The sequence below is a fragment of the Streptomyces sp. NPDC002935 genome (genome assembly GCF_040611295.1).
GTDB lineage: Bacteria > Actinomycetota > Actinomycetes > Streptomycetales > Streptomycetaceae > Streptomyces.
Window position 1 is genome coordinate 21,686 of sequence record NZ_JBEXNW010000033.1, and the last position, 21,204, is coordinate 42,889.

At 70.6% G+C, this 21,204-nt stretch carries 19 protein-coding genes; 8 read left to right on the forward strand and 11 right to left on the reverse strand.

Translation table 11 applies throughout. The features are described 5' to 3' along the window. Positions 1 to 138 precede the first annotated feature (138 nt). Both ABZX90_RS33615 and ABZX90_RS33620 read right to left on the reverse strand, forming a co-directional pair. Positions 139 to 1,542: a glutamate decarboxylase gene (locus ABZX90_RS33615; protein ID WP_355211271.1), complete on the reverse strand. Its 1,404-nt coding sequence runs from the start codon at positions 1,540 to 1,542 to the stop codon at positions 139 to 141. 96 nt (positions 1,543 to 1,638) lie between these two features. Beyond that, positions 1,639 to 2,925, reverse strand: a complete 1,287-nt coding sequence (locus ABZX90_RS33620; RefSeq protein ID WP_355211274.1) for an ion channel protein — start codon at positions 2,923 to 2,925, stop codon at positions 1,639 to 1,641. Positions 2,926 to 3,054: 129 nt separating this feature from the next. Between ABZX90_RS33620 and ABZX90_RS33625 the strand changes: the two genes are divergently transcribed. Continuing rightward, positions 3,055 to 3,822 carry a MerR family transcriptional regulator gene (locus ABZX90_RS33625; protein ID WP_351126315.1) on the forward strand — a complete coding sequence of 256 codons (768 nt, stop codon included), beginning with the start codon at positions 3,055 to 3,057 and terminating at the stop codon, positions 3,820 to 3,822. A gap of 148 nt (positions 3,823 to 3,970) precedes the next feature. Here the strand turns inward: ABZX90_RS33625 and ABZX90_RS33630 are convergent, their stop codons facing one another. Beyond that, positions 3,971 to 4,336 (reverse strand): YbjQ family protein, encoded by a 366-nt coding sequence (locus ABZX90_RS33630; RefSeq protein WP_351126313.1) that lies wholly within the window; start codon positions 4,334 to 4,336, stop codon positions 3,971 to 3,973. A gap of 140 nt (positions 4,337 to 4,476) precedes the next feature. Here ABZX90_RS33630 and ABZX90_RS33635 point away from each other — a divergent pair, with 140 nt between their 5' ends. After that, entirely contained in the window at positions 4,477 to 5,592 is a 1,116-nt protein-coding gene (locus tag ABZX90_RS33635) for a VTT domain-containing protein (RefSeq protein WP_355211278.1), read from the forward strand. A gap of 5 nt (positions 5,593 to 5,597) precedes the next feature. On the opposite strand, the gene ABZX90_RS33640 is transcribed toward ABZX90_RS33635, so the two are convergent. Both ABZX90_RS33640 and ABZX90_RS33645 read right to left on the reverse strand, forming a co-directional pair. Continuing rightward, positions 5,598 to 7,256, reverse strand: a complete 1,659-nt coding sequence (locus ABZX90_RS33640) for a threonine/serine exporter family protein (RefSeq protein WP_351126309.1) — start codon at positions 7,254 to 7,256, stop codon at positions 5,598 to 5,600. A gap of 157 nt (positions 7,257 to 7,413) precedes the next feature. Further along, a complete protein-coding gene (locus ABZX90_RS33645) occupies positions 7,414 to 7,905 on the reverse strand; it encodes an inorganic diphosphatase (RefSeq protein ID WP_266761211.1) in 492 nt (163 codons plus the stop codon). A 79-nt stretch (positions 7,906 to 7,984) separates the two neighbouring features. Between ABZX90_RS33645 and dacB the strand changes: the two genes are divergently transcribed. The 6 genes from dacB to folE all read left to right on the forward strand — a co-directional run bounded on the left by dacB (position 7,985) and on the right by folE (position 15,879). After that, positions 7,985 to 9,541, forward strand: a complete 1,557-nt coding sequence (gene dacB, locus ABZX90_RS33650) for a D-alanyl-D-alanine carboxypeptidase/D-alanyl-D-alanine-endopeptidase (RefSeq protein WP_355211281.1) — start codon at positions 7,985 to 7,987, stop codon at positions 9,539 to 9,541. Positions 9,542 to 9,670: 129 nt separating this feature from the next. Further along, a complete protein-coding gene (locus ABZX90_RS33655; protein WP_351126305.1) occupies positions 9,671 to 10,819 on the forward strand; it encodes a zinc-dependent metalloprotease in 1,149 nt (382 codons plus the stop codon). Between the two features lie 192 nt (positions 10,820 to 11,011). Then, on the forward strand, positions 11,012 to 12,172 hold the full coding sequence (gene tilS / locus ABZX90_RS33660; protein WP_355211285.1) for a tRNA lysidine(34) synthetase TilS: 1,161 nt from the start codon (positions 11,012 to 11,014) through the stop codon (positions 12,170 to 12,172). 168 nt (positions 12,173 to 12,340) lie between these two features. After that, positions 12,341 to 12,901: a hypoxanthine phosphoribosyltransferase gene (gene hpt, locus ABZX90_RS33665; RefSeq protein ID WP_351126301.1), complete on the forward strand. Its 561-nt coding sequence runs from the start codon at positions 12,341 to 12,343 to the stop codon at positions 12,899 to 12,901. Positions 12,902 to 13,100: 199 nt separating this feature from the next. Beyond that, positions 13,101 to 15,128: an ATP-dependent zinc metalloprotease FtsH gene (gene ftsH / locus ABZX90_RS33670; protein WP_351126299.1), complete on the forward strand. Its 2,028-nt coding sequence runs from the start codon at positions 13,101 to 13,103 to the stop codon at positions 15,126 to 15,128. Positions 15,129 to 15,273: 145 nt separating this feature from the next. Further along, positions 15,274 to 15,879, forward strand: coding sequence for a GTP cyclohydrolase I FolE (gene folE, locus ABZX90_RS33675; protein WP_351126298.1), 606 nt, complete (start codon positions 15,274 to 15,276; stop codon positions 15,877 to 15,879). Between the two features lie 34 nt (positions 15,880 to 15,913). On the opposite strand, the gene ABZX90_RS33680 is transcribed toward folE, so the two are convergent. From ABZX90_RS33680 to ABZX90_RS33705, 6 genes are all read right to left on the reverse strand, one after another. Then, positions 15,914 to 16,402, reverse strand: coding sequence for a DUF3180 domain-containing protein (locus ABZX90_RS33680; protein WP_351126296.1), 489 nt, complete (start codon positions 16,400 to 16,402; stop codon positions 15,914 to 15,916). 77 nt (positions 16,403 to 16,479) lie between these two features. Next, entirely contained in the window at positions 16,480 to 17,091 is a 612-nt protein-coding gene (folK, locus tag ABZX90_RS33685; RefSeq protein WP_351126294.1) for a 2-amino-4-hydroxy-6-hydroxymethyldihydropteridine diphosphokinase, read from the reverse strand. Continuing rightward, a complete protein-coding gene (folB, locus tag ABZX90_RS33690; RefSeq protein ID WP_351126292.1) occupies positions 17,088 to 17,447 on the reverse strand; it encodes a dihydroneopterin aldolase in 360 nt (119 codons plus the stop codon). The genes folK and folB overlap by 4 nt, the downstream gene beginning before the upstream one ends. A gap of 246 nt (positions 17,448 to 17,693) precedes the next feature. Further along, positions 17,694 to 18,188 carry a nuclear transport factor 2 family protein gene (locus ABZX90_RS33695; RefSeq protein WP_351126290.1) on the reverse strand — a complete coding sequence of 165 codons (495 nt, stop codon included), beginning with the start codon at positions 18,186 to 18,188 and terminating at the stop codon, positions 17,694 to 17,696. Beyond that, positions 18,185 to 19,096 carry a dihydropteroate synthase gene (gene folP / locus ABZX90_RS33700; RefSeq protein WP_351126288.1) on the reverse strand — a complete coding sequence of 304 codons (912 nt, stop codon included), beginning with the start codon at positions 19,094 to 19,096 and terminating at the stop codon, positions 18,185 to 18,187. The genes ABZX90_RS33695 and folP overlap by 4 nt, the downstream gene beginning before the upstream one ends. Before the next feature lie 210 nt (positions 19,097 to 19,306). Beyond that, a complete protein-coding gene (locus ABZX90_RS33705) occupies positions 19,307 to 21,112 on the reverse strand; it encodes a phosphatidylglycerol lysyltransferase domain-containing protein (RefSeq protein WP_355211291.1) in 1,806 nt (601 codons plus the stop codon). Positions 21,113 to 21,204 lie beyond the last annotated feature (92 nt).

Genomic DNA, 21,204 nt, shown 5'->3' on the forward strand with positions numbered 1-21,204 from the left:
GGCTAGCGGAACACCCTGCCCGCCGACGGAAACTCGCTGCCCGCCCGGCGCCGTGCGCCGGGCGGCGCTCGCGGTATCTCCCGGAGCGCCGCCCGGCCCGGACGCACTGCTCGGCCGGTGACGGAACCCGTCCAGGCTCTAGTGGTGGAAAGCCGTCGCCGCGCCCTTGTCGGTCATCGGATGCGGCTGGCGGCGCAGTTCGGGCAGCAGCCGGGTCAGGTCCTCGATGAAGAGGTCGGCGAGGTCGGAGGTGAAACCGTTGCGGCACACCACGCGCAGCACGGACAGGTCCTCGCGGTTCTCGGGGAAGGTGTACGCGGGCAGCAGCCAGCCCCTCTCACGCATTCTCCGGGACACGTCGAAGACATCGAACGCCTTCACCTCGGGCGCGGTCGTGAAGGCGAACACCGGCAGCTCGTCGCCCCGGGTGATGAGCCGGAAGTCGCCCAGACAGTCGACGCGTTCGGCGATCGAGCGCGCCACGTCCCGGGTCGTCTGCTGCACGGCCCGGTAGCCCTCCCGGCCCAGCCGCAGGAACGTGTAGTACTGCGCGACGACCTGTGCTCCGGGGCGCGAGAAGTTGAGCGCGAAGGTCGGCATGTCGCCGCCCAGGTAGTTCACCCGGAAGACCAGCTCCTCGGGCAGTTCGGCCGCCGTCCGCCACAGCGCCCAGCCGACACCCGGGTAGACCAGGCCGTACTTGTGCCCCGAGGTGTTGATCGACGACACCCTGGGCAGCCGGAAGTCCCAGACCAGGTCCTCGTCGATGAACGGCGCGACCATCGCCCCGGACGCGCCGTCGACATGGACCGGGATGTCCAGGCCCGTGCGCTCCTGGAGCCGGTCCAGCGCCGCGCACAGCTCCTGGATCGGCTCGTACGACCCGTCGAAGGTGGAGCCGAGGATGCCGACGACGCCGATGGTGTTCTCGTCGCACAGCTCGGCCGCCGCCTCGGGGTCGAGGTGGAACCTGTCGCCCTCCATGGGGACCTGGCGGGCCTCGACCTCCCAGAAGTTGCAGAACTTGTCCCAGCACACCTGGACGTTCACGCCCATGACCAGGTTGGGCCGCGCGCCCGGGTAGCGGTCCGCGTTGCGCTGGGCCCAGCGCCGCTTCAGAGCCATGCCGGCGAGCATGCAGGCCTCGCTCGACCCGGTCGTCGAACAGCCCACCGCGGCCGACGGATCCGGTGCGTTCCACAGGTCGGCGAGCATCGCCACGCAGCGCCGTTCCAGCTCGGCCGTGCGTGGGTACTCGTCCTTGTCGATCATGTTCTTGTCCCGGCACTCCGCCATCAGTATCCCGGCCTGCGGTTCCATCCAGGTGGTGACGAAGGTGGCCAGGTTCAGCCGGGAGTTCCCGTCCAGCATGAGTTCGTCGTGGACGAGCTGGAGCGCCGTCGTGGGCGGCAGCGGGCCGTCCGGGAGCCGGTGCTTCGGCGGCGCCTCGACCATGCCACTGACCGGATTGGTCTCCCCGTAGAACGGGTTGACGGAGGCGGGGCGTTCATCGGGCGTCTGGTGGCCCTGGTGGAGCGGCACGGGCTTCTCCCAACGGTTCAGCGGGACGGGGCGTCCCCATGGTTCATCGGATGGGGGGTTCCCGGTGGTTCATCGGGGATGCCGTTCTCCGGTGGTTCATCTGATCGGGCTTCCGTCCTTGTTCAGCTGCATCTGCGGCCGTCCGGTCACCAGCAGCCAGGCCGGCAGCGAGGCGATGCAGAGCAGGGCGATGATCGTGGGCGAGGACACCAGGACGGCGGCCGTGAACAGGCTCACCCAGCCCTGCCGGGTGGTCGCGAGGAGCACGCCCAGCACCCCGGCGGCCAGACCGAGTGACGCCGGGACCGAGGACACGAGCGCGTGGGCGCACAGACCGAACGAGGCACCGACGAAGACGGCGGGGAAGATCCGGCCGCCGCGGAACCCGCAGCACGCCGCGACGACCAGCGCGGCCAGCTTCACCACGGCCATCAGCGCGTACCGGCCCGCCGAATAGTCGTCCGGGTGCTGGGCGATCTGGGCGACCTGGTCCAGGCCCTTGAACAGCGTCAGCGGCCCGCCCAGGCAGCCCAGCAGGCCGAGGACGAGCCCGCCGACGGGCAGCGCGACCATGGGGTGGCGCAGGAACGAGAAGACCTTGTGGACGGAGGCGAAGACGTAGACCGCGGCCAAGCCGAGCACCGCCGCCGCGGAGGCGATCACCAGGGCGGACAGCACATCGGCCCAGCCGGGACTGCCGAGCGGGGGCAGACCGAGGTCGAAGCTGGCGTGGCCCAGCAGCGCCGTGGTCATCGAGCCCACGGACGCCGCCGTCAGCGGAGCGAAGAGGTTGTCCCACAGCAGGCCCTTCATCTGGCGTCCGGCGAGCGCCTCGGAGATGACCAGAGCCGCCGCGATCGGCGTACCGAACAGGGCGCCGATCGTCCCCGCCTCGGCCAGCATCACCCAGAGCGCGCCGGGCGCCGCGGGCGCGAACCTGCGGCCCGCCCAGAACGCCAGCGCGACGTTGGTGGCGATGATCGGGTTCTCGGGGCCGAGACTCGGGCCGCCCGCCAGCATCAGCGCGGTCGCCACCAGCAGCCCGGGCAGGATGAAGGGGGCCATCGGCTCCGCCTGGAGGCCCACGGTGGCCGGGTCGGGTCCCGCGTGCCCCGGCGCCTTCCAGACCACCAGGCCGACCAGGATGCCGGTGCTGGTGAGCATGACGATCATCCAGAGGGAGGAGTACCCGCCGATGCCGAGCGCGTCCGGCAGGTCCGTCCACAACACGTCCTTGAGCTGGTCGGCGAGCTTGCTCACCCCCACGTAGAGAAGGCTCGAGACCGCGCCGACCACGACGGACGGGAGGAACAGCGGCAACAGGGTGCGTGCGGGCGTCGCCCGGGCGAGGGCCGGCTCCGGGGGAGCCGCGTCGTCGGTCACGGGCTCACCCTAAGCGCGCGAAACGGACATAACACCCCGAGTGTCGGCGCCGGACCCCGGGATCTCGGGGCTTGCACCTCACGTCACGTCAGGCCTCATCGTGAAGGGCGTACCGAGGAAGGAGCGGAAGTGAGCTACTCAGTGGGCCAGGTCGCCGGGTTCGCCGGCGTCACGGTGCGCACGCTGCACCACTACGACGAGATCGGTCTCCTCGCGCCCGGCGGACGCAGCCATGCGGGTCACCGGCGCTACGACGACGCCGATCTCGACCGGCTGCAGCAGATCCTGTTCTACCGGGAGCTCGGCTTCCCGCTCGACGAGGTCGCCGCCCTGCTCGACGACCCGGAAGCGGACCCGCGCGCGCATCTGCGCCGCCAGCACGACCTGCTGACCGCCCGGATCGAGAAGCTGCAGAAGATGGCCGCGGCCGTGGAGCACGCCATGGAGGCACGCACGATGGGTATCAACCTCACACCCGAGGAGAGGTTCGAGGTCTTCGGGGACAAGGACCCGGAGGCGCACGCGGAGGAGGCCGAGCGCCGCTGGGGCGGCACGGACACGTACGCGGAGTCGCAGCGCCGCGCCGCCCGCTATACCAAGGACGACTGGAAGCGCATGCAGGCCGAGGTGGCCTCCTGGGGCGAGCGGTACGACGCCCTGATGGAGGCCGGGGAGCTGCCGGACGGCGAGCGGGCCATGGACATGGCCGAGGAGCACCGGCTGCACATCACCCGGTGGTTCTACGCGTGCACCTACGAGATCCACCAGGGGCTCGGCGACATGTACGTCGCCGACGAGCGGTTCAAGGAGTTCTACGACTCCATGCGGCCGGGGCTGGCCGAGCACCTGAGGGACGCGATCAGGGCGAACGCCGACCGGAACACCCGGGAAGCCTGACACCGGACGACCCTCGTGGGGGCGACGGACGACGGGTGCTGCTGCGGACGAGGGCTGTCGCAGCAGGAGACAGGCCGCCGACGCGGGCACGCGCCGTCAGCGCCGGTAAGGGGCGCCCGCCAATGCGGGCGCCCCTTACCCGTACGCGCTACTCCTTCGCCAGGACCACGGCCGTGCCGTACGCGCACACCTCCGTGCCCACGTCCGCCGCCTCCGACACGTTGAAGCGGAACATGAGCACGCCGTTGGCACCACGCGCGCGTGCCTGCTCGACGAGCCGCTCCATGGCCTGGTTGCGGGTCTCCACGAGCGTCTTGGTGAGCCCCTTGAGCTCACCGCCGATCATCGACTTCAGGCCCGCGCCGATCTGGCTGCCCAGATGACGCGAGCGCACGGTGAGTCCGAAGACCTCGCCGATGACCTGCTCGACGCGATGGCCGGGTACGTCGTTCGTCGTCACGACCAGGACGTCCGCGTGGGGAGCCTGGCCGCCGCCGTATTCATCGATGCCCATGGCTCACAGCTTTGTCCCAGTCGCCGCACAGTGCATCCTGGAGTCACGGGTGGAACCTGGCGTGGACACATTGCGTTGATAGCTTTGGTCGGCCGTACAGGACCGCCGTACCTCCCTTCACCCCTCAGGAGCCCGGAACCGTGACGACGCTTGCCCTCGGTCCCAGCTGGCTGGATCCGAACACGCTCCTGGACAACTTCGGCATCTGGGGCCTGCTGCTGATCGTCTTCGCCGAGTCCGGCCTGCTCATCGGCTTCTTCCTGCCGGGTGACTCGCTGCTGTTCACCTGCGGTCTACTCATCGCCACGGACGCCATGGACTTCCCGCTGTGGGCGGCCATCGTGCTGATCTGCCTCGCCGCGATCCTCGGCGACCAGGCGGGCTACCTGTTCGGCAAGAAGGTCGGGCCCTCGCTCTTCACCCGCCCGAACTCCCGCCTCTTCAAGCAGGAGAACGTGGTCAAGGCCCACGAGTTCTTCGAGAAGTACGGGCCCAAGTCCCTGGTGCTGGCCCGCTTCGTGCCCGTCGTGCGCACGTTCACGCCGATCATCGCCGGCGTCAGCGGCATGAAGTACCGCCCCTTCCTCACCTTCAACGTCATCGGCGGCGTCCTGTGGGGAGCGGGTGTGACGCTGCTCGGTTCCTGGCTCGGCAAGATCGAGTTCGTGAACAAGAACATCGAGCTGATCCTGATCCTGATCGTCTTGGTCTCGGTGGTCCCGATCATCTTCGAGTTCCTGCGCGCCCGCTCCCAGGCCAAGAAGAACCCGCCCCAGGAGCCCGTCCCGGACCAGCCCACGGCCGACCGCACCCGCCACGCCGCGCCCGTCATGGACGACGCGACCAGGCCGCTGCGCGTGCCGCCGGTCCACGAGGCCCAGGACCCGACGTACGGCTACCAGGGTCACGGCCAGTCGTACGGCAGCCAGGGCCACGACCAGTCGTACGGGAACCAGGGCCACGACGCCTCGTACGGGAACCAGGGCCACGACGCGTACGGGAACCAGGGCCAGGGCTACGGCCATCAGGGCAACGGCTATCCGCCCCAGCACCAGCAGCAGCACCAGGAGCCGTACCAGCAGCCGTACGGCTCGGATCAGGGCTACGGCTACGACCAGCAGTACGACCAGGGTTACCAGCAGGGCTACGACCAGGGCCCGGCGCACCCGCCCCGGCAGCAGCGCCCCCAGGGCCACTCCCAGCAGCAGTACGGCTCGGAGCAGTATCCCTACGGCCAGGGCCCCACGCAGAACTGAGGCTCTCAGAACCCGCGCGTCCGCTTGGCGGCCCGCCGCCCTCCGGCGGAGCCGCCCGGCAGGCGCAGGAACAGCCGCGAGATCTCCGAACCCAGGTTCACGCCGATCGCGATGGCCATGGCGAGGGCAGCCGCCTTGGTGAGCGACACCAGGCCCTTGTCGACCTCGTTCTGGGCGATCGACAGCAGCCCGAAGTAGGTCGCCGAACCGGGCAGCAGGGGCCCGATCGCGGCCGTCGTGTACGGCAGGGCGGACGCGAACCGGTAGCGCGAGAGCAGCTGCCCGAAGAGACCCACCAGGCCCGCGGCGACGGCCGTGGAGGCCACCGGCGAGATGCCGCCCGCGTAGTGCATCGCCCCGTACACCGACCAGGCCACGCCTCCGTTGAGCGTCACCGCGAGGACGGTGGATCGTTCCTGCTGGAGCAGGATCGCGAAGGTGAGCGACAGCAGCATGGACGCGGCGATCTGGATCAGCGGCCGTTCGGAGAGGCTCAGCGCCGCGTCCGGGTTGAGCTGCGTGCCCAGCTTCACGCCGAAATAGAGCACCAGCAGGACGCCGGAAACGATCCCTACGAAGAAGTACATGACTTCGAGCAGCCGCGCGGACGCGGTGATGTAGAAGCCGGTCAGTCCGTCCTGCACCCCCGCGACGAGCGCCCGCCCCGGCAGCAGCGCGAAGAGCCCACCGGTGATCACCGCGGACGCGTTCACGTCGACGTGCGCCAGCGTGAGCGCGACCCCTATCGCCGCCGGCGGCATCGCGGCCACCGTGAACTGGTAGAACTCCGGCAGCCCGCGTCCCGCGCACAGCCAGGCGAGCCGGTCGCCCAGCATCGCGCCGAGCGCCGCGGCGACGAACACGATCGCGTCACCGCCGACGAGCACGGAGGCCGCACCCGCGAGCAGTCCGCCGGCGGCCGTCAGCACCCAGCCCGGATACGGGTGCCGGTTGCGCCGCATCTCCGCGAGGCGCCCGTAGGCCTCCTCCAGGGAGATCGTGGTCTCCGGGTCGCTGAGGTCGTCGACGAGCCGGTAGACGGCCCCCAGACGCGTGTAGTCGGTGCCCCGGCGGCGTACGGTCCGTGACGCCGTCACCGGGTCGTCCACCAGGGACGGCTGGTGCGAGATCGACAGCAGGGTGAAGGTGACGTTCGGCTCGCAGCGGTCCAGCCCGTAGGAGCGGCAGACGGCGAACATCGCCGTCTCCACGTCCTCGGCGCCCTCACCGCCCGCGAGCAGCAGCTCGCCGATGCGCAGGGTCAGGTCGAGCACGCGCGGGACGGCGGGTCCCGACTCGTCCTCCTTGTGCACCGGTTCGGGCGCGGGCCGCTCGGTCACCGGCATGCGCAGCATCGTGCGCATCCGGTCCTGCCACGGCGCGTCCTTCGTCAGGCTGACCAGGGGGATGCCGGTCGCCGGCGTGAAGGCGGGCGGGGCCTGCCTGGCGCTGTACGTGCGCGGAGTGCTGAACGCCGAGCCCTCCTGCTCCGGCCCGGGCGGCTGCGGGGCGTCGAGGCCCACGGGGAGCGCGAACTCCGACGTGGTCGACGACTCCTCGTCGGCCGCCGCCGGTCCCGGCGCCGCCACACCGGCGGGCGGGCTGAAAGCACTCCTCGCCTCGTCCGAGTGCGGCTTGCGGTCTTCCGCTTCCGGGTCCGCCACCAGCTCCAGCCTCGCCTTTCGCGTCTGTGTGGTTCTCCTACCTGCCCTCCGTATGCCTCAGTATGCGTACGGACGCACGAACGGGCCGCGCGACCCCCAGGGGGATCACGCGGCCCGTTCGGAAGCGGGGGAGGTCAACGACCACCCGAGGGGGAGGTCAGTGACCGCCCTGATCCTTGAGGCGCTTGTAGGAACGCTCGATCTCGGCCTCGGCCTCCGTGCGGCCGACCCAGTTGGCGCCCTCGACGGACTTGCCCGGCTCCAGGTCCTTGTAGACCTCGAAGAAGTGCTGGATCTCCAGGCGGTCGAACTCCGACACGTGGTGGATGTCGCGCAGGTGCTCCACCCGCGGGTCGTGCGCCGGGACGCACAGCAGCTTGTCGTCGCCGCCGGCCTCGTCCGTCATACGGAACATGCCGATCGTGCGGCACTGGATGAGGCAACCCGGGAAGGTCGGCTCGTCCAGGATGACCAGGGCGTCCAGCGGGTCGCCGTCCTCGCCGAGGGTGTTCTCGACGAAGCCGTAGTCGGCCGGGTAGCTGGTCGAGGTGAAGAGTCGACGGTCCAGACGGATCCGACCGGTCTCGTGGTCCACCTCGTACTTGTTCCGTGAACCCTTCGGAATCTCGATCGTGACGTCGAACTCCACCGGTGGCTCCTCCATGATCAGCACATAGTTCTGGTGGTTAAGTGTCCCTCACGCAGGTGGGTGATCGCGAAAGGGGCTGGTGGTCGTGCCAGAGCTGAGGGCTTGGCGGGCCGCGAGACCGCATGTGGTGCGGGTCGCGCGGACGGTGAAACCGCGTGTGGCGCGGGTCACCCGAGCCATGCGGCCGCGTGCCGTTCGATTCACGACACCGCAGCTCACGGCCGTCGCCGCCGTCGTGGGCCTGGCTCTCGCGGCCGGGGCGGTGACCGCGGCCGGTCCCTGGGACTCCACCGGTCAGCGTACGGCCGAGCACGACTGGGCCGCATCGCGGGAGCCGGAGGGTGGCACAGATCACGCACGTAAATCCCGTACGCCCCGAACGTCACCCCGGCCCGCCCCCAGCGCCGCCTCCGTACTGGCCGGACTCGGCGGCTCCACGAGCACCGTGCCCGCGCCCGCCGAGAAGGCCCTCGCGAAGGTCCTCGACCCGCTCCTGGACAACCCCGTCCTCGGCTCGCTGCGCACCGCCGTCGTGGTCGACGTGGCGACGGGCGAGCGGCTCTACGGCAAGGGCGCCGGCGAGGTCCAGACACCGGCCTCCACCACGAAGATCGCCACCGCCGTGGCCGCCCTGGCGGCGCTGGGCCCCGACCACCGCATCCGGACGCGTACGGTCCTGGAGCCCGACACCAAGGAGCTCGTGCTCGTCGGCGGCGGCGACCCGACGCTGACCGCCCGCAAGCCCGCCGACGGCTGGGCGGACCTGCGCACCCTCGCCGAGGACACGGCCACCGCCCTGAAGGCCCGTCACATGGACCACGTGACGCTCTCCTACGACACCTCGCTGTACCGCGGCCCAGACCTTCACCCCATCGGTGTCAACGAGAACATCGCGAAGGTCTCCGCCCTGATGGCCGACGAGGGCCGCCTGGACGACTCGACCAGCGGCACGGCCATGCGCGCCCAGGACCCGGCGGCGGACGCCGCGCGGAAGTTCGCGGACCTGCTCCACGACAGCGGCATCACGGCGACATCGCCCGGCCCCTCGAAGGCGACGAGCCGCTCGCAGGCCCTCGCCTCCGTCTCCTCCCCGCCGCTGTCCGCCCTGGTCGAGCGGATGCTGACCAACAGTGACAACGACATCGCGGAGGCCCTGGCCCGCCAGGTCGCCCTCGCCACCGGCGAGGAACCCAGCTTCGACGGCGACGCGAAGGCGATCCGCGCCCAGCTGAAGAAGCTCGGACTCCCGCTGTCCGGAGCGCAGTTCGCGGACGGCAGCGGTCTGAACCGCGCCGACAAGCTCTCCGCCGCCCTGCTCGCCGCCCTGCTGGCCAAGGCCGGCGACCCGGCCCACCCCGAACTCCGTCCGGTCCTCACCGGCCTGCCCGTCGCCGGTTTCACCGGCACCCTCAGCACCCGTTACGCCGACGCCCCCACCGCCACCGGGGTCGTCCGCGCCAAGACCGGCACCCTGACCGGCGTCAACACCCTCGCCGGCACGGTCGTCGACAAGGACGGCCGCCTCCTGGCCTTCGCCTTCCTGACCTCCGACGCGGCCCACCCCCCGAACCCCCTGGAGGCGCGGGCGGCGTTGGACCACACGGCGACGGCACTGGCGGCGTGCGGCTGCCGGTAGCCGCACGCCCAGCGGAGAGCCCCGACCCGCCCGACCCGCAGGCACCACAAGCACCACCAGCCCCACGGGCGGGGGCATACGGCGCCGTACCCCTCACCGCAGTCGGACCCGCTCACGTACGGTTGACGCATGACGAGCATCGGTGGTGCTGCATCTACTGGGATGGTCGACTGGAATCTCGCGGTGGCGACCGCGACCCGGCTGGTGCGGCCGGGACCCGAAGTGAGCCGTGACGAGGCCCGGGCCATCGTCGCGGAGCTGCGCCGGCACGCGAAGGCCTCGGAGGGGCACGTCCGGGGCTTTACTCGTATGGGTGGCGACATCCTGCACGACACCCCCGTCCTCGTCGTCGACCGCCCCGGCTGGGTCCGGGCGAACGTCGCCGGGTTCCGGGAGATCCTCAAGCCTCTTCTGGACAAGATGCAGGAACGGCGCGGGAGCACCCCGGGCGGCGCCGTCCTCGGCGCCGTCGGCGGCAAGGTCACCGGCGTCGAGCTGGGCATGCTGCTGTCGTTCCTGTCGTCGAGGGTCCTCGGGCAGTACGAGACGTTCGCCCCCGCGACCCGGGACCTGCCCGCCGGCGGCCCCACCGGCTCGGGCAACGGCGGCGGAAGGCTCCTGCTGGTCGCCCCGAACATCGTGCACGTGGAGCGCGAACTCGACGTCCAGCCCCACGACTTCCGCCTGTGGGTGTGCCTCCACGAGGAGACGCACCGTACCCAGTTCACCGCCGTGCCCTGGCTGCGCGACCACCTGGAGGGCGAAATCCAGTCTTTCTTGGCGGAGACCGAGGTCGACCCCATGACCGTCCTGGAACGCATCAGGGAGGCCGCCCAGTCGCTCTCCGGCTCCCGCCCCGACACCGAGGAGGACGACGGAGGCCGTTCCCTCGTGGAAATCGTGCAGACGCCCGCCCAGCGGGAGATCCTCGGCAGGCTCACCGCCGTGATGTCCCTCCTGGAAGGACACGCCGACTTCGTGATGGACGGCGTCGGGCCCGCCGTGGTCCCCTCCGTCGCCGAGATCCGCGAGAAATTCCAGCAGCGCCGTGCCAAGGGTGCCTCCCGCCTCGACCTGGCCCTGCGCAAACTGCTCGGCCTGGACGCCAAACTCAGGCAGTACCGGGACGGCGAGCGGTTCGTACGGGCGGTCGTCGACGAGGTCGGCATGGACGGCTTCAACCGTGTGTGGACCTCTCCGAACACACTCCCGACCAAGGCGGAGATCGCCAAACCGGCGGACTGGGTCGCGCGGGTGCACCGCAAGGCCGAGTCGTGAACCCTACGGGACCGTCGTGAAACGAATCCGGCCGATGGCAGGCAAACGCCCCTCCAATCACCCGTCCGAGGGACCGTAGGGCATGGGTAGGCGTGCAATGCTCGGGGAACGCCCCGGTTCTGTCACCATCTACACACTCTGAGTGACCGATCCCGGGCTAACCCCCCGAAAACTTCATGAAGGGAACCGGACATGGGTCCCCATCCTGCGGTCGCGGCGATACGCCTGGCGGTCCGCCGCGTACTCCACGACATCCTCACCGAGCAACCGCCCGCCCCCGACACCCGGCGTACGCCCGCACGCGGTGCCGCGCGCCCCTGCACCTCCGACGCGGAGCGCGTACCCGCACCCGGAACGCGACGCAGCATGCCCACGCCCGCGAGGGCCCGGCACGACGAACCCCCCGCGAGCTCCCGGCGACCGGGCGGGGACGTACTCCCGGCGCCGCTCGTACTCGTCGCGTGCTCCGGCGGCGCCGACTCCATGGCCCTCGCCTCCGCCCTCGCCTTCGAAGCCCCCAAACTCGGCATCCGCGCCGGTGGCATCACCGTCGACCACGGTCTGCAGCCCGGCTCCGATCTGCGCGCCGACGAAGTCGTGCTGCGCCTCACCGAACTGGGGCTGGCCCCGGCCGAGTCCATCGCCGTCACCGTCGGCCGCGACGGAGGCCCCGAGGCCGCCGCCCGCGACGCCCGGTACGCCGCCCTGGACTCCGCCGCCGAGCGGCACGGCGCCACGGCCGTCCTCCTCGGCCACACCCGCGACGACCAGGCCGAGACGGTCCTGCTCGGCCTCGCCCGCGGCTCCGGCATCCGCTCCCTGTCCGGAATGGCGGCGGTCTCGGGGGCCGACGGCCGTTACCGGCGTCCCTTCCTGCACCTGGACCGGCAGACCGCCCGCAAGGCGTGCATGGTCCAGTCGCTGCCCGTCTGGGACGACCCGCACAACGCCGATCCCGCCTACACCCGCTCGCGGCTCCGCCACGAGGGTCTGCCCGCCCTCGAAAAGGCGCTCGGCAAGGGAGTCGTCGAGGCACTCGCCCGTACGGCCCAGCTCTCCCGGGACGATGCCGACGCCCTCGACGCGTGGGCCAGCCAGGCGGAAGCGTCCGTACGCGACGCGGCCGGCCTCCTGGAGTGCGCCAAGCTCTACGCCCTGCCACCCGCCGTACGCCGCCGGATCCTGCGCCGCGCGGCCATCGAGGCGGGTGCTCCGGCCGGTTCGCTGTTCGCCCGCCACATCGAGGAGATCGACCGGCTGATCACCGGATGGCGCGGTCAGGGGGCCATCAATCTCCCGGGCAAAGTCGTCGCTCAGCGCCAGGGTGGCAGACTGGTGATTCGGCAAGGCTGAAAACCGGACCCTCCACCGGGGCCGCTCACGCGGCTCCCCGGGACCCCTTCACTCGGGTCGCGGGCGGTCCGCGTGGCCGCGCGGGTGAACCGAAGGGGACCGTCGCCAGTGGCACCGGCGCCCCAAAGGTGAACGAGCCCAAAAAAGTGGGACGGACGACCGAAAGTGATGCGGGTGGACGCGAAAGACATGGGCACCGACCTCAAGTCGGTGCTCATCACCAAGGAAGAGATCGACGCGAAGCTGGCTGAGCTGGCCGCGAAGATCGACGCGGAGTACGCGGGCAAGGACCTGCTGATCGTCGGAGTGCTCAAGGGCGCCGTGATGGTCATGGCGGACCTGGCGCGTGCGCTGTCCACCGCCGTCACCATGGACTGGATGGCCGTGTCCTCGTACGGCGCGGGCACCCAGTCCTCCGGCGTGGTGCGGATCCTCAAGGACCTCGACACCGACATCAAGGGCAAGCACGTCCTGATCGTCGAGGACATCATCGACTCGGGGCTGACCCTGTCCTGGCTGATCTCCAACCTCGGCTCCCGCGAGCCCGCCTCGCTCAAGGTGTGCACGCTGCTGCGCAAGCCGGACGCGGCCAAGGTCGCGATCGACGTGGAGTGGGTCGGCTTCGACATCCCGAACGAGTTCGTCATCGGGTACGGCCTGGACTACGCCGAGAAGTACCGCAACCTCCCGTTCGTCGGTACGCTCGCGCCTCACGTCTACGGCGGCTGAGCGCCCCCTTTCTGAGGGCGGCTCAGTCCTTGTAGGACGTTCGGGAACCCCAGCGGGTTTCGCGCCGTTGGAGCATGCGTGGACGGGATTGCCAGCAGTCCCCTGCGGCTTCGGGTGACAATGCTGGGGTACCGTCCGAAGAACAGTCTTTATCAAACTCACTATGGCAGGAGGGACGGGGCGACACCGCTCCGTATGGATGGACGTGAAGCGATACTTCCGTGGGCCGGTCATGTGGATCGTGCTGGCCGTCCTTGCCGTGGTCGTGTTGATGCAGGTCGTCGGTTCGTCCGGCGGCTACAAGACGGTGGACACCGGCCAGGTCGTCAAGGCGATCAACGACAACCAGGTCGAGTCGGCCAAGATCACCACTGGCGACGAGCAGGTCATCAAGGTCTCGCTGAAGGACGGCGAGAAGGTTGACGGCAGCTCGAAGATCCAGGCGAGTTACATCGGCGACCAGGGCGTGACCCTGGCCAACACACTCCAGAACAAGTACGAGAACAAGCAGATCCCGGACGGCTACACCGTCGCTCCGTCCAAGCAGAACCCCTTCGTGGGCATCCTGCTGTCTCTGCTTCCCTTCGTCCTCATCGTCGTCGTCTTCCTGTTCCTGATGAACCAGATGCAGGGCGGCGGCTCCCGAGTCATGAACTTCGGGAAGTCCAAGGCCAAGCTCATCACCAAGGACACCCCGAAGACGACCTTCGCGGACGTCGCGGGCTCGGACGAGGCGGTCGAAGAGCTCCACGAGATCAAGGAGTTCCTCCAGGAGCCGGCGAAGTTCCAGGCCGTCGGAGCGAAGATCCCCAAGGGCGTTCTGCTCTACGGGCCTCCTGGTACGGGCAAGACGCTGCTCGCACGTGCTGTCGCGGGCGAGGCCGGCGTTCCCTTCTACTCGATCTCCGGTTCCGACTTCGTCGAGATGTTCGTCGGTGTCGGTGCCTCCCGAGTCCGTGACCTGTTCGAGCAGGCCAAGGCGAACGCTCCGGCGATCGTCTTCGTCGACGAGATCGACGCGGTCGGCCGTCATCGCGGCGCCGGCCTCGGCGGCGGTCACGACGAGCGCGAGCAGACCCTCAACCAGCTGCTCGTCGAGATGGACGGCTTCGACGTGAAGGGCGGCGTCATCCTGATCGCCGCCACGAACCGGCCCGACATCCTCGACCCGGCCCTCCTGCGCCCCGGCCGCTTCGACCGCCAGATCGCGGTCGACCGCCCGGACATGCAGGGCCGTCTGGAGATCCTCAAGGTTCACCAGAAGGGCAAGCCGGTCGCCCCGGGCGTCGACCTGTCGGCGGTCGCCCGGCGCACGCCGGGCTTCACGGGCGCGGACCTGTCGAACGTGCTGAACGAGGCTGCGCTGCTCACCGCGCGCAACAACGGGAAGCTGATCGACAACGACATGCTCGACGAGGCGATCGACCGTGTGGTCGCGGGCCCGCAGAAGCGGACCCGGATCATGTCGGACAAGGAAAAGAAGATCACCGCGTACCACGAGGGCGGCCACGCCCTGGTCGCGGCGGCTTCCCCGAACTCCGACCCGGTCCACAAGATCACGATCCTCTCGCGAGGCCGTGCTCTCGGCTACACGATGGTCCTGCCGGACGAGGACAGGTACTCCACGACGCGCAACGAGATGCTGGACCAGCTCGCGTACATGCTGGGCGGCCGCGCGGCCGAGGAGCTCGTCTTCCACGACCCGACCACCGGCGCCGCGAACGACATCGAGAAGGCCACGGCCACCGCTCGCGCGATGGTCACGCAGTACGGCATGACCGAGCGTCTCGGCGCGATCAAGTTCGGCGGCGACAACACCGAGCCCTTCCTGGGCCGGGAGATGTCGCACCCGCGCGACTACTCGGAAGAGGTCGCCGCGCTCGTCGACGAAGAGGTCAAGAAGCTCATCGAGAACGCGCACAACGAGGCCTGGGAAATCCTGGTCGAGAACCGCGACGTACTCGACGCGCTGGTGCTCCAGCTGCTGGAGAAGGAGACGCTGAGCAAGGAGCAGATCGCCGAGGTCTTCGCTCCCATCGTCAAGCGCCCGGCCCGCCCCGCGTGGACCGGCTCCTCCCGTCGCACGCCGTCCACCCGCCCGCCGGTGCTCTCCCCCAAGGAGCTGTCACTGACGAACGGGGCGAACGGCTCGGCGGCGGCCATCGCCGCCGCGACGGAGTCCGTCCCGGCGACGGAGGCGGCCCCGGAGGACCGCACCGAGAGCTGACATCGCTCGGCTCCCGGCGGCCTCACCAGGCCCGGAATGGATGCCGCGCCCCCCAGGTTCTAGCCTGGGGGGCGCGGCATTTTCGTGTGCCCGCAGCTTTTGGACGCGTCGAGGCACGCGCAGGATGCACAGGAACGAGGACCAGATGACCGACCCCGTGACGCTGGACGGCGAGGGCGTGATCGGCGAGTTCGACGAGAAGCGTGCCGAGAACGCCGTACGCGAGCTCCTGATCGCAGTCGGCGAGGACCCGGATCGCGAGGGCCTGCGGGAGACGCCGGGGCGGGTGGCGCGGGCGTACAAGGAGATATTCGCGGGCCTGTGGCAGCAGCCGGAGGACGTGCTGACGACGACGTTCGACCTGGGCCACGACGAGATGGTCCTGGTGAAGGACATCGAGGTCTTCAGCACGTGTGAACATCACCTGGTCCCGTTCCGGGGAGTCGCGCACGTCGGCTACATCCCGGCGACCAGCGGCAAGATCACCGGCCTGTCCAAGCTGGCCCGCCTCGTCGACGTCTTTGCCCGGCGCCCCCAGGTGCAGGAGCGGCTGACGACACAGATCGCCGACTCCCTGATGGAGATCCTGGAGCCGCGCGGCGTGATCGTGGTCGTCGAGTGCGAGCACATGTGCATGTCCATGCGCGGCATCCGCAAGCCGGGCGCGAAGACCATCACGTCGGCGGTCCGCGGACAGCTGCGGGACGCCGCGACGCGCAACGAGGCGATGAGCCTCATCATGGCCCGCTAGCCCGGGAAGCACGCCGGCCCGGGCCGCTGCGGGGTTACGCCACCGGAGCGGCCCCGCCGTGGTGTTCGTCGTCGTCCTCCGGGAGCTTGCAGACGTGTTCCAGGAAGAAGGCGGCCGCTATCACGCCGATTCCGGCGATGACGGACAGGCCGGCGTAGATGGCCTGGTCGCGGCGGGCGGGGTCCTCCAGCGATCCCAGGAGGAAGACGCCGGTGCCGCCGTACATGCCCGCCACCAGGGCGGCCACCAGGGCGCTCGCCTGACCGAAGACGACCGCGCGGGCTGCCATCAGCGGATCGACGCCCTTGGCGCCGGGGCGGCGCTCGCGCTGCGCCTTGAGGCGGGAGCGCAGCGAGAGGGCCGTCGCGAGGAGGACGATCGCGATGAGGGCGAGGACGATGGGGGCGGCCAGCGGGACCCGGGGCAGCGTGCCCAATGCGTTCCACAGGCGGGCGCCCGCCCAGGACAGCACTCCGGCCACCAAGAACACGGCGGCCAGTGTCCTGATACGCAGCTCTTTCACGATGCCCCTTCGGTAGCCCGCCTGTGGCCGGGCCCTGTGTCGGGCCGGCCGGCCTGTGGTCGTCTTGACCTTAACGACTACTCGGGCAGCCGGAGTTCCAGGTCGGCGCGGGCAGCGACACCGTCCCGGGTGAGGGTGGCGAGGAGCTGGGCGACGGCGCCGCGGCCGGGGAGCTGTGCGTCGGGATCCACGTCGTGCCAGGGGGCGAGGACGAAGGCCCGCTCGTGGGCGCGCGGGTGAGGGAGGGTCAGCACCGGGTCGTCGGAGACGACATCGGCGTAGGCCACGATGTCCACGTCGATCGTGCGCGGGCCCCAGCGCTCGTCCCGTACACGGTGGAATGCCTCCTCGACCGCGTGCGCCCGCTCCAGGAGCGAGGACGGGGGGAGGGTGGTCCTGAGCATCACGACCGCGTTGAAGTACGACGGCTGGCTGCCCGGTTCGACGCCCCACGGCTCCGTCTCGTAGACGGGGGAGACCGCTTTGATCCGGACGCCGGGAGTGTCCTCCAGGGCGTCGATGGCGCCCTGGAGCGTCTCCAGGCGGTTGCCCAGGTTCGAACCGAGGGAGATCACCGCGAGTCTGGGGTTGGACAGCGTCGTGTCGGCGGCGTCCACCTGCTCGACCACGGAGGCGGGCACCGGCTGGACGGTCGGGTCGCTCTGACCCTCGGTGAAGAACGCGGTCATACTCGGCTCCGGATGATCGTGACGGTCACGTCGTCGAAGGGGACCGTGATCGGCGCGTCCGGTTTGTGGACGCAGACCTCGACCTCCTGGACGCCGTTGTGCTTGAGACACGTCTGGGCGATGCGCTCGGCAAGCGTCTCGATGAGATCGACGGGCTCGCCCTCGACGACGGCGACGACCTCTTCCGCCACGATGCCGTAGTGCACGGTCTTCGCCAGGTCGTCGTCGGCCGCGGCCGGCCGGGTGTCCAGGCCCAGCGTCAGATCCACGATGAAGGTCTGGCCCTCCTCGCGTTCCTTCTGGAATACGCCGTGGTGCCCGCGGGCCTTGAGGCCGCGCAGCGCGACACGATCCACGCGAATCACTCCTGCAATCGTCGGTAACGGCCGTCATGCACCGAATGCGGTCGGCACACCGGCCTCGAACGAATCTACCTGCGGGCACTGACATCGCTCGCCCACGGGCACGGCGTCCGGGCGAAGGCCACGAGGCTTCACCGGGCGTTTCCCCTGGGGAACACGGCGGCTCACGGGTTGGTAGCCGCACCTACCCCGGGCCGGTGATTCCAACCACCCCTTGGTCCCTGCGGGCCGTACACCCACTCAACCGGCGGTGTCCTCGTCCTCTTCCTCGCCGGACTCGGCCAGCACGGGGGAGGCGTGGTGGGACCAGATCTTCCAGCCGTCGGCGGTACGGCGGAACACGTTCGTGGCGACGACCAGCTGGCCGACGAGCGGGCCGAGCTCGTCGCCGTCGTCGGGGGCGGGACCACCGCTGAGGATGTTCTCGGTGCAGGTGACCAGGGCCGTGTCGCCGGAGACGGAGACGCGCACGTCGGTGAGGAAGAACTGGATGTACTCCGTGTTCGCCATGATCAGCGCGTAGGAGCGGAGGACCTCGCCGCGGCCGTTGAGGACGGGCCAGCCGGGGTGGACGCAGGAGACGATCGCGCCCTCGCCCTCGAAGTCGTCGTCGGAGGTGTCCAGCGGGGCCAGCCACAGCGAGGACAGCTCCTCGAAGTCACCGCGTTCCATCGCCTCGTAGAACGCGGTGTTGGCCAGTTCGACCTGCTCGACGTCGGTACGCGGTGTGCTCACCGGGCTCCCTCTGCGGCCGGACCACCGGCGGCGGCCGATGCCCCGCCGGTCCGGGCACCCTCGACGGCGCGTGCGACCCGTACGGCGTCGGCGGTGGCCCGTACCTCGTGCACGCGGACCGCCCAGGCGCCCTGCTGGGCGGCGATCGCCGAGACGGCGGCGGTGGCGGCGTCGCGCTCGCGCGCGGGCGGCGGGGCGCCCTCGGGGCCGGCCAGGACACGGCCGAGGAAACGCTTGCGGGAGGCGGCGACCAGCAGAGGGTGTCCGAGGGCGCGGAGGCGGTCGAGGTGGGCGAGGAGGGCCAGGTCGTGCTCGGGGTCCTTGGAGAAGCCGAGCCCGGGGTCGACGACGACGCGGTCGGGGGCGATGCCGCCCGCCAGAACGGCCTCCACGCGTGCGTGCAGTTCGTCGAGGACTTCGGAGACCACGTTCTCGTACGTCCCCCGGACGTTTCCGCCTGCCAGGAAGCCGCGCCAGTGCATGACCACGAAGGGGGCGCCCGCGGCCGCGACGGCCGGGATCATCGCGGGGTCGGCGAGACCGCCGCTGACGTCGTTGACGAGGGCGGCGCCCGCGGCCAGGGACTGCTCGGCGACGGAGGCGCGCATGGTGTCCACGGAGACGGTGACGCCCTCGGAGGCGAGGCCGCGGACGACGGGGATGACGCGCTTGAGTTCCTCCGCCTCGTCGACGCGGGTGGCTCCGGGGCGGGTGGACTCGCCGCCCACGTCCACGAGGTCGGCGCCCTCGGCGACCAGGCCGAGGCCGTGCTTGACCGCGGCCGTCGTGTCGAACCAGCGGCCGCCGTCGGAGAAGGAATCGGGGGTGACGTTCACGACCCCCATGACCGCGCAGCGGTCCCAGGTCGGCAGTCCCGCGACTCGGCCGCGCCCGCGCTCAATAGTCATACGTCCAGCCTAGGCCTCCCGCGGGGGGCCTCATCGCCCCCTGCCGGTGTCAGTGGTTCCCGGAGGCGGGTGCGGGTTGTCCCCCGCCGGGCCCTCGGACGCCGCGCGGCCCGTTTCCCGCCCGCCGCCTGTGTCGGCCGGCCCTGTGCCGGCAGGTCCGTGTCGGCCGGGCGGGCGGGTCCCCTCGTGGGGCGCCGCCCGGCTCGTCGGCTAGGCCGCCCTGACCCCTCGCTCCGCGACCGCGTGTGTGCAGGGACGCGGGGCCGGTGCGCGGCGGCGCAGTACCCGGGGCAGGGCGAGGTTCACGAAGCCCTCGGCCTGCATGGCGGCGAAGCCGATGCGGGGGAGGTCGCGCGGGGAGGCGTAGACGACGAAGCGCGGCTCCCAGCGCGGGCGGAACTTGGCGTTGAACTTGTACAGCGACTCGATCTGGAACCAGCGGGACAGGAAGACCAGCAGTCCGCGCCAGGCGCGCAGCACGGGTCCGGCACCGATCTTCTCGCCGCGGGCGAGCGCCGCGCGGAACATCGCGAAGTTGAGCGAGATCCGGTCGATGCCGAGGCGGGGCGACGCCTGGAGCGCCGCCACGATGAGGAGTTCGTTCATGCCGGGGTCGGCCGCGCGGTCGCGGCGCATGAGGTCGAGCGACACACCGTCGGTGCCCCATGGGACGAAGTGCAGGACGGCCTTCAGGTCGCCGTACGGGCCCGGCGGGTCGTCCGTCTTGTGCGCCGTGGCGATCAGGCAGTTCCCGTCGGACGGGTCGCCGATGCGGCCGAGCGCCATGGAGAAGCCGCGTTCGGTGTCGGTGCCGCGCCAGTCCTCCGCGGCGCGCCGTATCCGGTCCAGTTCGCCCTCGCCGAGGTCACGGATGCGCCGTACCCGGGTCTCGTATCCAGCCCGTTCGATGCGCTTCACCATCTGGCGGACGTTCCGCATCGCGCGCCCGCACAGGGAGAAATCCGCGACATCCACCACCGCCTCGTCCCCCAGTTCGAGGGCGTCGAGGCCGGTTTCGCGGGTCCACACCTCGCCGCCGGTCTCGGAGCAGCCCATGACGGCGGGCGTCCAGGAGTGCGCCCTGGCCTCGTCCATGAAGCGCTCGATGGCGCCGGGCCAGGCCTCCACGTCGCCGATGGGGTCGCCGCTGGCGAGCATCACTCCGGAGACGACCCGGTAGGTCACCGCCGCCTTGCCGCTGGGGGAGAAGACGACCGCCTTGTCGCGGCGGAGCGCGAAGTGGCCGAGGGAGTCGCGGCCGCCGTGCCTGTCCAGCAGGACGCGCAGCCGGGCCTCGTCGTTCTCGGTGAGGCGGGCGGCGGGGTGTTCGGGGCGGAAGGCGAGGTACACGGTGGTGACGGCGGTCAGCCAGCCGAGCGCGCCGAGCGAGAACGCGACCGTCCAGGAGGTGGGGCCCGCGTAGTCGACGGGGCCTTCGAAGCCGACCAGGCCGTACAGGACATGGGTAATGCGGTCGGCCAGGCTCGGGTCGCCGATCATGCGGTTCTCGTGGACGCTGACGATGACGAGTCCGAGGACGAGGGAACCGGCGCCCATGAGAACGAAGTTGGCGAGCGCGCGCCAGCGGCTGCGTGGATCGGGCAGGGCCGTGAACTCGTCGCGGTGGCGCAGCAGCGGTGCGAGCAGCGCGGCCGAGATGACGACGCCGATCACCGAGTGGCGGTACGCGAACTGCGCGGCGGCGCCCACCGGGAGCAGCAGCACCGCGGCGCGCCAGGCCCGCCGTTTGCGGCGGCGCAGTCCGTGGGCGAGCAGCAGCAGAAGCACTCCGACGCTGAGCGACAGGGCCGCGGCGAACGGGCCGAACGAGCCGGGCAGCACCTCGGCCAGGGCGTGCATACGGCTGTGACGGAAGCGCGGGAAGACGCCCGCGGCGATGTCCAGGAGACCCACGAGCGTGCAGGCCCTGGCGATCAGGGCGGGGACGGCCTCCGGGCTCGGACCGCGGAATATGCGCCGCGTTCGGCCTGTTCGGCTCGGAACCCCACCCGACATTTCCCCATCTATCCTGACAGACATCGCATCCCGTGGTTCTGCGAGAGACCTTGAACCCGGTGCCAATCCGGCATCCGGCGACATTGCGCCCT